At 64.4% G+C, this 13,089-nt stretch carries 12 protein-coding genes; 3 read left to right on the top strand and 9 right to left on the bottom strand.

Annotated features, from left to right (window positions below; genetic code table 11):
• Positions 1–102 precede the first annotated feature (102 nt).
• Together DCN14_RS22515 and DCN14_RS22510 are read left to right on the top strand one after the other, a co-directional pair.
• Entirely contained in the window at positions 103–921 is an 819-nt protein-coding gene (locus tag DCN14_RS22515; protein ID WP_096508296.1) for a TetR/AcrR family transcriptional regulator, read from the top strand.
• A 246-nt stretch (positions 922–1,167) separates the two neighbouring features.
• Entirely contained in the window at positions 1,168–2,922 is a 1,755-nt protein-coding gene (locus DCN14_RS22510) for an AMP-binding protein (RefSeq protein ID WP_096508295.1), read from the top strand.
• A 62-nt stretch (positions 2,923–2,984) separates the two neighbouring features.
• Here DCN14_RS22510 and DCN14_RS22505 read toward each other — a convergent pair whose 3' ends face one another.
• Complete coding sequence (locus tag DCN14_RS22505) at positions 2,985–3,269, bottom strand: hypothetical protein (protein ID WP_096508294.1); 285 nt, start codon at positions 3,267–3,269, stop codon at positions 2,985–2,987.
• 295 nt (positions 3,270–3,564) lie between these two features.
• Here DCN14_RS22505 and hfq point away from each other — a divergent pair, with 295 nt between their 5' ends.
• Entirely contained in the window at positions 3,565–4,137 is a 573-nt protein-coding gene (hfq, locus tag DCN14_RS22500) for an RNA chaperone Hfq (RefSeq protein ID WP_115531438.1), read from the top strand.
• Between the two features lie 85 nt (positions 4,138–4,222).
• Here hfq and DCN14_RS22495 read toward each other — a convergent pair whose 3' ends face one another.
• The 8 genes from DCN14_RS22495 to DCN14_RS22460 form a co-directional block, all read right to left on the bottom strand.
• Positions 4,223–4,930: a DUF2968 domain-containing protein gene (locus tag DCN14_RS22495; RefSeq protein ID WP_096506796.1), complete on the bottom strand. Its 708-nt coding sequence runs from the start codon at positions 4,928–4,930 to the stop codon at positions 4,223–4,225.
• 55 nt (positions 4,931–4,985) lie between these two features.
• Entirely contained in the window at positions 4,986–6,377 is a 1,392-nt protein-coding gene (locus tag DCN14_RS22490) for a sigma-54 dependent transcriptional regulator (protein ID WP_096506797.1), read from the bottom strand.
• Positions 6,378–6,486: 109 nt separating this feature from the next.
• Positions 6,487–8,412 carry a hypothetical protein gene (locus tag DCN14_RS22485; protein WP_239007909.1) on the bottom strand — a complete coding sequence of 642 codons (1,926 nt, stop codon included), beginning with the start codon at positions 8,410–8,412 and terminating at the stop codon, positions 6,487–6,489.
• A gap of 110 nt (positions 8,413–8,522) precedes the next feature.
• Positions 8,523–8,867 (bottom strand): DUF3613 domain-containing protein, encoded by a 345-nt coding sequence (locus DCN14_RS22480; protein ID WP_240327424.1) that lies wholly within the window; start codon positions 8,865–8,867, stop codon positions 8,523–8,525.
• The gene (locus DCN14_RS22475) at positions 8,864–9,709 is read right to left on the bottom strand and encodes a pilus assembly protein (RefSeq protein WP_096506800.1); all 846 of its coding nucleotides are present in this window, start codon (positions 9,707–9,709) and stop codon (positions 8,864–8,866) included. The genes DCN14_RS22480 and DCN14_RS22475 overlap by 4 nt, the downstream gene beginning before the upstream one ends.
• Positions 9,710–9,727: 18 nt before the next feature.
• The gene (locus DCN14_RS22470; protein WP_096506801.1) at positions 9,728–10,723 is read right to left on the bottom strand and encodes a type II secretion system F family protein; all 996 of its coding nucleotides are present in this window, start codon (positions 10,721–10,723) and stop codon (positions 9,728–9,730) included.
• Positions 10,724–10,727: 4 nt separating this feature from the next.
• The gene (locus DCN14_RS22465; protein WP_096506802.1) at positions 10,728–11,723 is read right to left on the bottom strand and encodes a type II secretion system F family protein; all 996 of its coding nucleotides are present in this window, start codon (positions 11,721–11,723) and stop codon (positions 10,728–10,730) included.
• Entirely contained in the window at positions 11,716–13,086 is a 1,371-nt protein-coding gene (locus DCN14_RS22460; protein WP_096506803.1) for a CpaF family protein, read from the bottom strand. Before DCN14_RS22460 ends, DCN14_RS22465 begins: the two co-directional genes overlap by 8 nt.
• Between the last annotated feature and the right edge of the window lie 3 nt (positions 13,087–13,089).

The raw sequence follows: 13,089 nt of genomic DNA, 5'->3' as shown, positions 1-13,089 counted from the left end.
GCCCGCTCCGCCCGCGTTTTTTTATCTTAATAAAAACGGCTGTTTGAATCAGATAATCAAATCACCAGTTCGCGGCCGGGAAACCGGCGTGGGAGGCGGAACATGGCAGTAAGTCAGGAGGGGCGACCGTCGGCGGGACGGCCGTCCGGCGGGCGATCATCCGGCACTCGGCAGGCCGGCGGGACGAAGGCGCGCATTCTCGATGCGGCCGAGGATCTGTTCATCGAACATGGCTTCGAGGCGATGTCGATGCGGCAGATCACGTCGCGCGCGGCGGTGAACCTCGCAGCGGTCAACTATCACTTCGGCAGCAAGGAAGCGCTGATCCACGCGATGCTGTCGCGGCGGCTCGATCAGCTCAACCAGGAGCGTCTCGGCATCCTCGATCGCTTCGATGCGCAGCTCGCCGAGCACATCACCTGCGAGCACGTGCTCGGCGCGATGTTCATTCCTGCATTGAAGGCGTCGCGCGACCCCGAACGCGGCGGCCCCGCGTTCCTCCGGCTGATCGGTCGCGCGTACACCGACCCGTCGCCGTTCGTGCGCAACTTCCTGACCGCCCACTACGCAAGCGTTGCGGGCCGTTTCTTCGACGCGTTCCAGCGTGCGCTGCCGCATCTGCCGCGCACGGAGCTCGGCTGGCGGCTGCACTTCGCGATCGGCGCGCTGTCCGGCGCGCTCGCCGGTGCCGAGACCGAAAGCCTGATCGACGAATTCTCGCAAGGCCGCACGATGAACGACGTGCAGATGATCGCGCGGCTGTCTTCGCTGATCGTCGCCGCGCTGAAGGCCCCGATGCCCGACAGTGCGCAATTGTCGATCTTCGCGGCGGTGCTCGACGATGCGGGCGCGAGCGAGGTGTTCGGGCTGACACCGAGTACGGCAAGCGCCGATACGGCCACGCTGCACCCGGCGAACTGATCGCGCCGACGGCCGCGCAGGCGGCATTTCATTGATGACTTGCGGGTGCGGGATCGCGCGGACGTGCAAGCGTTCGCGCCGGTTTGGCGCCCATGTATGCGGCCCGGGCCTGCGTTCACGCGCGGATCCGGGCCGAACGAATGTCATGCGGCGCAGTGCTGGCGCACGGGCTTTCGTCGACTGCACAACATCGGGCAGGAACGAGCGCCGACGCGCTCGCTCTCGCCGAGACACCGGAGACCCATCATGTCCTCATCCGCAGCCACCGCAGCGGCCCAGCTCCCGCCGAACACCGACGGCATCTGGTACGCGTCGTACCCGCCCGGCGTCCCGCACGAGATCGACGTCACGCAATACGCATCGCTCGTGCAGTTCTTCAACGAATGCACGACCCGCTTTGCCGAGCGCGTCGCCTACGTCAGCGCGGGCGCATCGATGACCTACCGCACGCTCGCGCAAAAAGTCGATGCGTTCGCATCGTACCTGCAAGACACGGGCGTGAAGCCCGGCGACCGCGTCGCGATCATGCTGCCGAACTCGTTCCAGTACCCGGTCGCACTGTTCGGCACGCTGAAGGCCGGCGCGATCGTCGTCAACGTCAATCCGCTCTACACCGCGCGCGAACTCGCGCACCAGTTGAAGGACAGCGGTGCGCAGACGATCGTCGTGTTCGAAAATTTCGCGCGCACGCTGCAGGACGCGCTGCCGGAAACGCAAGTGAAGAACATCGTCGTCACCGCGCTCGGCGACCTACTCGCCGACGGCCTCAATGCAAAAGGACACCTGATCAATTTCGTGCTGAAGCACGTGAAGAAGCTCGTGCCGGCCTACCAGCTGCCGCAGGCGATCCGGCTGCGCGCCGCACTCGCGCTCGGCGCGCGCGGCAAGCCGCAGCCGGTGCCGATGACGCGCGACGACCTCGCGTTCCTGCAATACACCGGCGGCACGACCGGCGTCGCGAAAGGCGCGATGCTCACGCACGGCAACCTGATCGCCAACCTGCTGCAGGCGAAGGCCTGGATCGCCGACCAGGTCACCGGCGACGTCGAGACGGTGCTCACGCCGCTGCCGCTCTATCACATCTATTCGCTGACCGTGAACGCCTTCATCTTCATGGGGCTCGGCGGCCGCAACATCCTGATTGCGAACCCGCGCGACACGAACATGGTGATGAAGATCATCCGCAACGAGACCTTCACCGGGATCACCGGCATCAACACGCTGTACAACGCCTTCCTCGACAACGAGGAATTCCGCAAGCGCGACTTCTCGAAGCTCAAGCTCGCGATGGCGGGCGGGATGGCGATGCAGCGCGCGGTCGCGGAGCGCTTCCAGCAAGTCACGGGCCGGCCGGTCGTCGAAGGCTACGGGCTCACCGAATGCTCGCCGATCGTCACGATGAATCCGGTGGACCTGACCGACATGGCCGCGTTCAGCGGCTCGATCGGCCTGCCCGCGCCGTCGACCATCGTGCGCTTTCGACACGAGGACGGCACCTGGGCCGGCATCGGCGAGGCGGGCGAGCTCTGCGTGCACGGTCCGCAAGTGATGCGCGGTTACTGGCAGCGGCCGGACGAAACCGCGAAGGTGATCGACGCCGACGGGTGGCTCGGCACCGGCGATATCGGCGTGATGGACGAGCGCGGCTTCATCCGTCTCATCGACCGCAAGAAGGACATGATCCTCGTCTCGGGCTTCAACGTGTATCCGAACGAGATCGAGGAAGTACTCGTGATGCATCCCGGCATCAGCGAAGCCGCGGCGATCGGCATCCCTGACGAAGTACAGGGCGAGCGGATCAAGGTATTCGTCGTGCGCCGCGATCCCGCGCTGACCGTCGACGACGTGCTCGCGCATTGCCGCAAGAATCTCACCGGCTACAAGATGCCGAAGTTCGTCGAATTCCGCGACGCGCTGCCACAGACGAACGTCGGCAAGATCCTGCGCCGCGCGCTGCGCGACGAGGAAATGGCCAGGATCAAGGCCGGGAAACCGGGTTGAGCAAGCCGGGCGGGACGCGGCCGGACGATCCCGGCCGCGCTCCGGCGGCGCGCGCAGCCGGCTCAGTCGTCGTCATCGTCGCCGTGATGCTCGCGCCAGTGCCGCTCATGGTGCCTGCGCCATTTCCGGTAGCGATCGTCGCCATCGTCGCCGTAGTAGCCGTATCCGCCATCCGGATACGCGACCATCGCCGGCTGCGGCGCCACATAGACCGGTACCGGCTCGGCATAGACCGGTGCGACCGGCACGCCGATGCCGACCGACAGGTCGACGTGCGCTGCCATCGCACTGCCGGAAGCGAGCAACGCTGCGCTTCCGAGCCATCCCGCGACTGTCCTCTTGTTCATGTTCCGTATCCCTGATCTGCCGGCCTGCCCGACATGCGCGACGACTTTAATCGCGACACGCATCGCCAGGTGCTACGCCGCTGCGAGATTCGTAACGCGCCGTAACGAACGGGCATTAGCCGTTCGACCGAATCGCGAAAATGCGCGGGAACGTCTATAGTGGGTTACGGTTCGACACAATCACGACCGCGCGCTGGCGGAACGAACAGGGTAAAATCCCGCCAAACACTTGGTGGGCGAACACGCCACACACACGCACAACATATTCTCTGACGCAGGCTCCTGCCGCACCTCAATGGCCAATCCCGCAGAATCCCATCCGCAAAACGACTTCATCAATGCGGCGCGCAAGGAACGTAAGCGCGTTGAAATCTATCTCGTCAACGGCATTCGTCTGACGGGCTGCATCGAGTCGTTCGACCAGTATCTGGTGATGCTGCGCACCCCCGTGGGTCTGCAAGGCATCTACAAACGTGCCATTTCTACGATCCAGCTCGACACCGGCGGCTCGCGCCCCGGTGGCGGCGGCCCGCGCGGCCCGCGCCCCGGCGGCCGGCCGGGTGGCCGCGAAGGCGGCGGCCACAGCCCGTACGGCTCGCACGGCGGCTCCCGCGAGTCGCGCGGCGACGGCGGCGGCTATGGCTCGCGTGAACCGCGCGAAGGCTACGGCTCCCGCGAACCGCGCGAAGGTTATGGCGCGCCGCGCGAACCCCGTGAAGGCTATGCCCCGCGCGAACCGCGCGAAAGCTACGGCGCACCGCGCGACGCCGGCGACGCATCGAGCAACACGTCACCGTCCGACGCACGCGGCAGCAGCGGGCCAGTCATCGTCACGCGCCGCCGGCGAATCGTGCCGGACGGCCAGTAAAACAAAAGGGCAAGCCAATCGGCTTGCCCTTTTTCTTCGTCGGTCGGCGCGGCATGTCGCCGCACCTGCCCCATCCTGCTTCTGCTCAGCGTGCCGTCGTCGGCAAGCCCGCGTCGGCCTCGCGCTGCAGCGCATGCACCTGCTGCTGCAATGCGCGCAACTGCGATTGCAGTTCCGCCTGCTGCGCCTGCAATGCCGCCGTTTCGTTACGCACCGTCTTCTGACGATCCGCGACCGCTGCCTGCTGCTCGCGCGCGATCGAGATGTCAGCCTGCAGACGTCGTGCGCGCTCCTGCGTGACTTCGATCTGCTTGTCCGTTTGCGCCTTCTGCGATTCCAGCTTCGCCGCACGCAACTCGTTGACGGCCAGCCGTTCGGCCTGACGCGAGAAATCGCGATAGATCGCTTCCGCCCGCGTTTCGTCGTAAGTCTTGATCACGCGCCAGAACGCCTTCTGCTGGAACAGTGCGACGAAATACGAACCGTCCTTGACGCTGAACAGCTGGCTCGCACCATAGCTGCCGTTATAGCTCGTGCGCATTTCCGTCAGCGAATGCGCCTGGATCTGGCGCTGCAGCTCGTCAACCGTGCTCTGCCCGGTCGTCTCGCCTGCCTGCGGCTGCACCGACGCCTGACCCTGCTGATCGATCACCGGAATCGCCGCCACCGGCGCGGACGCCTGCTGTACTGCCGGCGTCCCGTTGCCTGCCAACCCCTGCGCGAACGCGCCCTGCATGCCCCCTACCACGGCGAGCAACGCACACGCCCGCCCCAACCCCGTCATATGGCTCATCAATTTTGATTCCCCGCCCGTGTCGTTGTAATTCAGCGCGATTTTATCTCATTAATTACTCGCTTTCGCGCGTCTCGGGCTCCTCGTCGAAGATCTGATATTTACGCATCTTTTCCCACAGGACCTTGCGGCTGATACCGAGTTGCTGCGCCGTGTCCTGACGCCGCCAACCGTTTGCGTCGAGGGCCGCGATCACGCGGCTGCGCTCGTTCATGTCCCATTTGCTGCGATCGACGAAGACTTCCGCCGCGCTCTCCACCGGCACCGGCTGTGCCGAGCTGCGCGCATGCGCGACCAGCCGCTGCAATCGCGCCGCATCCCAGCCCCCCGTCTGCCGCACCGTCACGCCGACGCGCTCGGCCAGGTTGCGCAACTCGCGCACGTTGCCGGGGAAATAGCTGTCCGCCACCGCGTCCGCAAGCCAGTAAGGCAGGTCCGACAGTTGTCCGAGCCGTTCCTCGCCCACCACCTCCGCGACGAACGACTTGAACAGCGCGATCTTGTCGACTGCGCCTCGCTCTTCCAGCGACGGAATGCTCAGCTCGATCACCGCGAGCCGATAGTAAAGATCCGCGCGGAACAGGCCTTCCTTCACGAGTTGCGGCAGCTTCTTGTTGCTGGCCGCGACCAGACGGAAATCGACCTTGATCGACGTCGTCGCACCGACGCGCAGCACGGCGCCGTCCTCGAGCACGCGCAACAGCTTGACCTGCTGGTACAACGGCAGGTCGCCGACTTCGTCGAGGAACAGCGTGCCGCCCGCCGCCTGCTCGAAATAGCCTTTATGCGCAACAACCGCGCCGGTAAACGAGCCTTTCGCGTGCCCGAAGAACAGCGATTCGAACAGGCCGTCCGGAATCGCACCGCAGTTGACCGGCACGAACTCGCCCTGCCGGTAACGCGAGTGTTTTTCGTGGAGCAGTTGCGCGATGCGCTCCTTGCCGACACCGGTTTCGCCGTGCAGCAGCACGTTGGTGTCGCAGTCGGCGAACGTGTCGACTTCGTGCAGCAGCGCCTGCATCGACTCGGAGTGCGCGACGAGTTCGGACGGCTGCAGCGTTTCGGCCGCGTGTGCGCGCAACTGCGTGACGAGCTTGCCGACCATGCCGCGCAGTTCGGCGCACGTAAAGTCGAGCGGCAGGATATGCGAATAGTCGGGCGGATACTGCGACGCGTCGTGGTCGCGCGCCGCGCCGACCCAGACGACCGGCATGCCGATGTTGGCCTGCCAGTCGCGCAGGAACGCCGCGCCGGTTTCGATCATCGTCACGCTGATGATCGCGAGCGACGGCCGCAATGCGGCGCGCTCGGGCGAGATCTCCGCGTTGTCCGCACGGATCACTTCGACGTCGAAGCTCGCCATGCACCGGGCAACGCGGTCGACGATGTCCGCCTTGCCTTCCCAGACGTAGAGGTCGAGTTCTGCGATTGCGGGGGTGGGTCTCATTCTTTGGGTACGGCTTCAATAATTGAAGAGTAACGCGGCATTGCCGATCAGCGATTGGTTGCGGACGGCGGCGAAACCGCCCTCCGTCGATAACGGAATGCTCGGAGATTTATTGAACGAGCATGGGCGTGCCGCACTTGATCGAATCCGGTGTATTCGTGACATAGGCATTTCCCAGGCTCAGGCCGAGCAGGCTCGTGACGGAGGCCAGAAGAGAATCGACCGGTTGCAGCAGCAGCGGAACGAGCGTATTCCCCAGTGCAGTCAAAATCGGCCCCGTCAGGGCACTCAACAACGGATTCAATACACCAGCCAGGATCGACACCAAGCCGCCGCTCGCAGATAACGTCAACGTCAAGCCACCGTTCACGATGCCCTGAACCGCAGGCGCCAGGAACTGATCCGTGCCGACGTTCAGCGTGTACGGCGACGCGGGGCTCGGAGAAGCGGAGGATTGCGGCCCGGGATACGCGAACGACAACGGCGTCGGCGTTTGATTGGCGACTGGAACCGTCAATTGGCCAGGCTTCAAGCTGATGCTGATCGAGATGTCGTTCAGGTTGAGGAGGCCCAGCGTCAGCACGTTAAGCAGCGATGTCAGCGTGGAGGTCAAGCCGCCGAGGTTCAGCAGATTCAGCAGGCTCTGCAGGTTGACGGACACGAGCGGAATCGGGTTTGCGCTGCCGCTCGGTGTGTAACCGCTGGCGGCATTGAGATTGATCGGGGTATTCGCCGACCCGCCGAGGTAGACGGCAAGCACACCTGTCTGGACATTCACCTGTGCGCTTTTCGTACCGTCCGGCGTACAGGTGACGGACGCCAGACCCGCCGTCGCCGGCGACACATAGGCGGTAACCGGCAATTGAACGGCGGCGAGCGGAGTCGCCTTGCCTTTCGAACAAGCGGCTCCCGGGTAGGCCAGAGACCCATCCGAGCACGTCGACAGGAGCGACAGCGACGTATTCAGGAAGATATTGCCCTGCGCAGTCGACGTATTGGTCGTGCAATTGGTCGTCCCGCAGTTAGACGGCCCGGGCGGACCGCTTGCCGTGGATGGCGGCGTTCCGGCGAGCGATACGGAGCCCGACACGGTCGTGTTCAGCAGCGGCGCGAGCGCGGTCGGCGTCTGCACCGTTATGCTGGGAATGGTGACCGGGCTCGTTCCGTTCGCGATTTGCAACGCCGTCGATAGCAATCCGAGTGCATTCACGCTCGCATTGACCGCTGAGCTGCCACCGGCAACCGCAGCGGAAACCAGTTGACCGAGCGCGATCTGAGGGCCGCCGCAGGTGTTGTTGATGCACAGTGCCGCAGCGATCGCATTCAGAACGTTCAGATTCGCGCTCGCCAGATTCTGCTGCGTCGCTGCCTGCAATTCCGCATTGACCAGTTGGCCGAGCGACACGGTTCCGTTCAGCACGGCCGTGCTCGTACCGACCGGCAAATTGGCCAGAATGCCCGCCATGTTCAGGTTGACTTGCGCCAGCCCCTGATAATCGACGGCCTGGAGATTCAGTGGGTTGGGCGAACCGGTCAGCGTACCGAGCAACTGGTTGATCAACCCGCCATTCAACGACGCGAGCGCCGTGCCGAGTGTAAAGGTGTCGTACGGCGTGATCTTGGCGATGGCTGACGCACTGATCGTCGTTCCATTACGAAAAATGCCGGATACCGGCTCGGAAACGGTCACGCATACGGCATTGGCCGGCTGGCCACTTGCCGCGCCGGCCGACAACCCCGCGCATTGACCATTGGTCGCCGTTCCCGCGGTCGGCGAGAACAACGCGCTGCCGCTGGCTTGGGGCGCAGTCCAGATCCCGCACGTCACGGAAACGGTCACGCTGGGCGGTAGCGGTTTTTTTGTCGGATTCGCGATTTGATTCGCCGCGGTCGTCGCCGCCGCGCAGGCTGTATCGGCGGAAACTTGAGAAACCGCTGACAGTGCGGCCGAATCGGCCGCTGCCTGCATCAGGCGTCGCTCGGAATAAAAGTGGCCGATGTCGATCCCGGCCAGCATGATGAATGCGATCGACATCCATATCACCGCGAGCACCGCCACGGAGCCACGCTGGCAACGCCCCGCCGGCCGGCCCGCGCCGCGCCGTCGTGCCGCGCATGCTTGATCTGCCCGCATTGTCGTCTCGCTTATTGAGTCGATTGCCCGCCGCCCGCTCCGCTGCCGGAGCCTATCTGCGAACTCATCGAATTCGGAATCTTGTTCTTGAACGAATCGAGGTAACGCTGATAGATGAGGGACGCGACGTCGCCCAACACCGGCTGCGTCGGTGCCGCCGCGCGATTGTCGCGCTGTAGCGCGAGCCACTCCCTTGTCGAACGATCGACATCGGACGCAGACGACGTTACCTGCCCGTATGCGGACGCGGAACCCGCCACCATGCAGGCGAGCGCACCGAGCACCGCGATTCGGCCCGCCCGCGCGTTTCGATATTGCTTGCTATTGTTCATGTCAATCCCCCGATGTCTGTTCATTGTGCAAATCGTTGCAGCAACGGCATGGTCTGGTCGTAGCCAGAATTGTTCGCCATCGGCGTATTCGGCGCGAGCAGGCTGCGTCGCGCGACCACCGCCGACGGCACAGCGATAGCGCGCTGCTGAGCCTGCACTGCAACCGCAATCTTCGCGGCATCGCCGTTGATGTCCTTGCGAATATCCGCCGGCAGGTGCTGCTGATTCATCAACCGTTGCGCATCCTGCGTGCGACCCGCCGCGAGCAGGTAGAGCGCGAGGTTGCTGACGATCTTCGGATTGTGCGGGTCCAGTTCGGCGGCTTTCAGAAGCGGCACCCGCGCGCCAGCGACATCGCCGCTGCGCAGCTTCGCGTAAGCCAGATCGGACAGCAACGACGCATCGGTCGGCGCAAGCTCGGACGCTTGCGCAAGCGCCTGCACCGCACGACCGAAGTCGCCTGCCGCACCGGCAAGCAGCCCAAGCCCACGATAGCCGCGCGCGGCAAGCGGCGTTTTGAGCAGTTGCGTGTACACGGCCGCACTCGCGGCCGACTGATCGGTCATCCGCAGTGCATCTGCCCGCAACAGGGTGGAGTCCGGCGTTACGCCGTAAGTTTTCTCATATGCGTCGATATGTGCGAGCGACGCATAATAGAGTCCCTGCGCCTGCATCCGCTGAATCAGGCCCAGATACATTCCCGGCGTATCGGGCACCGCCCGCTTCTGATCGGCAGCCTGCATCAACGCCGCCCGCTCGGTTTGCGCATTGACACCATACCCACTGTCCTTGGTCGCGCACGCACCGAGCAGCAGCGCCACTGCTATCACGCCTGCCCGCGTCACCACTCCACTGATCTGCTTCATCTTCGTTCCTTCCGTCCGTCAGTGGTGCGACGATAGCGCGTGCATGACCGCCAGCATCCCCGGCCCGGCCGTGACAATCAGCAAAGCAGGCAATAACGTCAGCACCATCACGCCAGTCATCTTCACCGTCAACCGGCCGATCCGCTCGCGAAGCATCGCACGACGTGTCTCGCGCAACCGGTCGCCGAATTGCTTGAGCGGCTCCTGCACCGCACCGCCGTGCTTGTCGACCTGGATCATCAACCGCACGATCGCGCGCAAGTCCTCGTTATCGAAGCCGCCGGACAACCGCTGCAGCGACTGTTCGCGCGTGCGGCCCGCCGCGAACTGGCGCTGTGCAATCCCCACCTCCGATGACAACACCGGCAACATCCCGCGAAAATCGTTCGTTACAACCTGCAGACTCTGGTCGAGCGATAGTCCGACGCCCTGCAGCAGACGCAGCATATCGACGAGCAGCGGTAATTCGTCGACGACGCTCTGTCGCCGCGCAGCTGCGCGGCGCTGGATGTAGAGCTTCGGCAACATGAAGCCGACGCCGAACGCGACAAACAGGCCGATCATCCAGTAGCTGCCCTTCATCCGGCCGCTCGCGAAGATCACGAACAACAGCGGCAAGCCGATCCCGCACGCGATTCGCGCGCTCAGGAACAACCCCCGCGTGCGCGCGTCGACATAGCCGCACTGCTCGAGCAGGCGACGATCCTCTTCGGCGACGAGCTGCTTGCCGAGCCCGGTGTTGAGCCAGCGCACGCCCACCGCCGACAACTGTTCGAGGAACTGCGCGACGCGCCTTCCGCCGCCTGCGTCGGGTTGCGCCGCCGCGTCGCGCCCGCTGTCCGACGTCCGCGCCTTCGCCGCCTCGAGCGCGACCATGCGTCGGTCCAGCGCGTCGACGAGTGCTCGTTCGGCACGCGTCGCGGCATGCGCCCGCAGCAGCGCGACCATTCCGAGCAACAGCACGCCGAGCGCGCCAACCGCAAGGGCAATCGCTCCAATCTGAGTCGATGTCATTGCGTCACCTTAGCCGGGCCATTCGGTACAACCACACGCTGCCGGCCAGTTGCAGCATGAACGCGACCACGAGCAGCGAGCGCCCGCTCGGATCGTTCCACATCCCGTGCAGATACTTCGGATTGGTCATGATGACAAAACCGCCGATGGCGATCGGCAGCATCACGAGTACGAACGCCGACAGCCGCGTCTCCGACGACATCGCAGTCAACTCGCGTTCCGCCTGTTCGAGGTCGCGCATAAACACAGCCATGCGCTCGAGCATTACATCCGCGCGGCCGCCATACTTGACCGACAGCCTCAACACCGAGCCGACGAGTTCGAACTCCTCGGTTCGGTAGATCTTCGCGATATGCATCATCGCTCGGTCGATCTCCACGCCGCCGCGGAGCATGCGCGACACATGGTCGAGGCAACCGCGAAGCGGCTCCTCGGTCGTCTGAAGCGCGGACTGGAATGCGGCCGGCACGCTGTTGCCGAGTGTCACGAGACGCACGATCCCGTCGAGGAACGAAGGAATCTGCCGGACGATCTTGAGCCGCCGCCGTTGAATCCGCGACGAAAGCCAGACGCCAAACATCGCGCTTCCGCATGCGATAGCCGCGACGCACGCGAGCGCGCCGCCGCGGCTGCCCGCAAATGCCGCCACGCCAACGAGTCCGCCAAACGCGACCATCACCTTGCCGCGCGCGCCCTCGATCCCCGCGCGACTCGCGAGGTTCGTCAGATATTCGGCCACAGCCGCATACCAGCGCGCCCGGAATACGTCGGACGACGCGTTTCGCGTGGCGCCGGGCGGCGATGCAGTCCGCGGTACACCCGGTGTCGGCCGGGGTGCCTGCGCGGCAGCCGCGACACGCACGCCCGGTTCGAGCCGGCTATCGATGAAACGCTTCGCGTCGGTCCGCACGCGCCGCGTCTCCGCGTGCCGCCACAGCATCATTGCCGTGGCGACGCACAGCATCGCGAACGCAAGTACCCAGACCATTGCGCTATACATTGAAGCCTCCGCCGCCGCGACCGAATCCGCCACCACCGAAGCCTCCACCGAACCCGCCGCCGTTGAACCCGCTGCTCGTCAACGCCTGACGAAAACGTGCGAGCTTCGGCGAATGCGGATGAATGCCGAGTGACTCCCAATGATCGATCTCCTCGCCCTCCGGCGTCACGCGCGCCTCATACCGGTAAAGCTCCTGCGTCGCGATGATGTTGTCCGATAGCCCGGTCACTTCGGTGATCGACAGGATTCTGCGCCGCCCGTTCGACAGGCGGCCGATCTGCACGATGAAATCGATCGCATTCGCAATCTGCCGGCGCAGGCTCGATTCGGTACCCTGGAAGCCCGCGAAGCCCGCAAGCATCTCGAGGCGATACAGGCACTCACGCGGCGAGCTCGCATGCACGGTGCCCATCGATCCGTCGTGGCCGGTATTCATCGCTTGCAACATCTCGAGCACCTCGCCGCCGCGGACTTCGCCGACGATGATTCGGTCCGGGCGCATCCGCAACGTATTGCGAAGCAAGTCGCGAATCGACACCACCCCGGTGCCGTCGAAACCGCCCGGCCGACTCTCGAGCCTTACGACGTGCGGGTGGTTCAACGACAGTTCGGCCGTATCCTCGATCGTCACGACGCGTTCGATCTCGGGAATATGGAAAGCGAGCGCATTCAGCAGCGACGTCTTGCCCGAACTCGTCCCGCCCGACACGAGAATGTTGCAGCGAGCTTCGACAGCCGCCTCGAGCAACGTGCCGATTTCATCGTTATACGTACCATTGCCGAGCAGGTCGGACGGCTTCAGCGGATCCTTGCGAAATTTCCGGATCGACACGACCGGTCCGTCAATCGACAGCGGCTCGATCACGACGTTGACGCGCCCACCATCGGGCAGCCGCGCGTCGACCATCGGGTTCGACTCGTCGAGGCGACGCCCGATCGGTGCGAGAATGCGGCGCACGATACGCAGCAAATGCGCGTTGTCGGTGAAACGTACCGGCAGTTTCGCAAGGATCCCGTGACGCGACACATACACATCGTTGTATCCGTTGATCAGGATATCCTCGACCGCGGGATCGCCGAGCAAGTCCTCGATCGGCCCGAAGCCGGCGAGTTCCTTGGTCAACGCCTCCGCAATCGCGCGCACCTCGTTCTCGTTCAACGGAATGCGGCGCAGGCGCACGAAGCTGTCGATCTCGAGATCGACGAACTGATTGATCGCCTGACGGGACCATCGGCCGAACTCGGCGCCCAGTTCCTCGATACGCGTCAGCAAATGCTCGTGAGCGGCATTCTTAATGTCGTGGAATTGCTGCGTCTGGGAGAACGGCGCTGCGCCGTCGGCAAATTGAATGTCGTGTGCCATCGC

The sequence above is a fragment of the Burkholderia sp. IDO3 genome (genome assembly GCF_003366075.1).
Classification (GTDB): Bacteria; Pseudomonadota; Gammaproteobacteria; order Burkholderiales; family Burkholderiaceae; genus Burkholderia; species Burkholderia anthina.
The sequence above is the reverse complement of the archived record's forward strand: the minus strand, read 5'-3'. Positions and strand labels throughout refer to the sequence as shown.

What these genes read in the sequence shown, in the direction of transcription:
- DCN14_RS22515 (WP_096508296.1), top strand. Translation starts at nt 103, where the DNA reads ATGGCAGTAAGTCAGGAGGGGCGACCGTCGGCGGGACGGCCGTCCGGC.
- DCN14_RS22510 (WP_096508295.1), top strand. Translation starts at nt 1,168, where the DNA reads ATGTCCTCATCCGCAGCCACCGCAGCGGCCCAGCTCCCGCCGAACACC.
- DCN14_RS22505 (WP_096508294.1), bottom strand. Translation starts at nt 3,269, where the DNA reads ATGAACAAGAGGACAGTCGCGGGATGGCTCGGAAGCGCAGCGTTGCTC.
- hfq (WP_115531438.1), top strand. Translation starts at nt 3,565, where the DNA reads ATGGCCAATCCCGCAGAATCCCATCCGCAAAACGACTTCATCAATGCG.
- DCN14_RS22495 (WP_096506796.1), bottom strand. Translation starts at nt 4,930, where the DNA reads ATGAGCCATATGACGGGGTTGGGGCGGGCGTGTGCGTTGCTCGCCGTG.
- DCN14_RS22490 (WP_096506797.1), bottom strand. Translation starts at nt 6,377, where the DNA reads ATGAGACCCACCCCCGCAATCGCAGAACTCGACCTCTACGTCTGGGAA.
- DCN14_RS22485 (WP_239007909.1), bottom strand. Translation starts at nt 8,412, where the DNA reads ATGTCGATCGCATTCATCATGCTGGCCGGGATCGACATCGGCCACTTT.
- DCN14_RS22480 (WP_240327424.1), bottom strand. Translation starts at nt 8,867, where the DNA reads ATGAACAGACATCGGGGGATTGACATGAACAATAGCAAGCAATATCGA.
- DCN14_RS22475 (WP_096506800.1), bottom strand. Translation starts at nt 9,709, where the DNA reads ATGAAGCAGATCAGTGGAGTGGTGACGCGGGCAGGCGTGATAGCAGTG.
- DCN14_RS22470 (WP_096506801.1), bottom strand. Translation starts at nt 10,723, where the DNA reads ATGACATCGACTCAGATTGGAGCGATTGCCCTTGCGGTTGGCGCGCTC.
- DCN14_RS22465 (WP_096506802.1), bottom strand. Translation starts at nt 11,723, where the DNA reads ATGTATAGCGCAATGGTCTGGGTACTTGCGTTCGCGATGCTGTGCGTC.
- DCN14_RS22460 (WP_096506803.1), bottom strand. Translation starts at nt 13,086, where the DNA reads ATGGCACACGACATTCAATTTGCCGACGGCGCAGCGCCGTTCTCCCAG.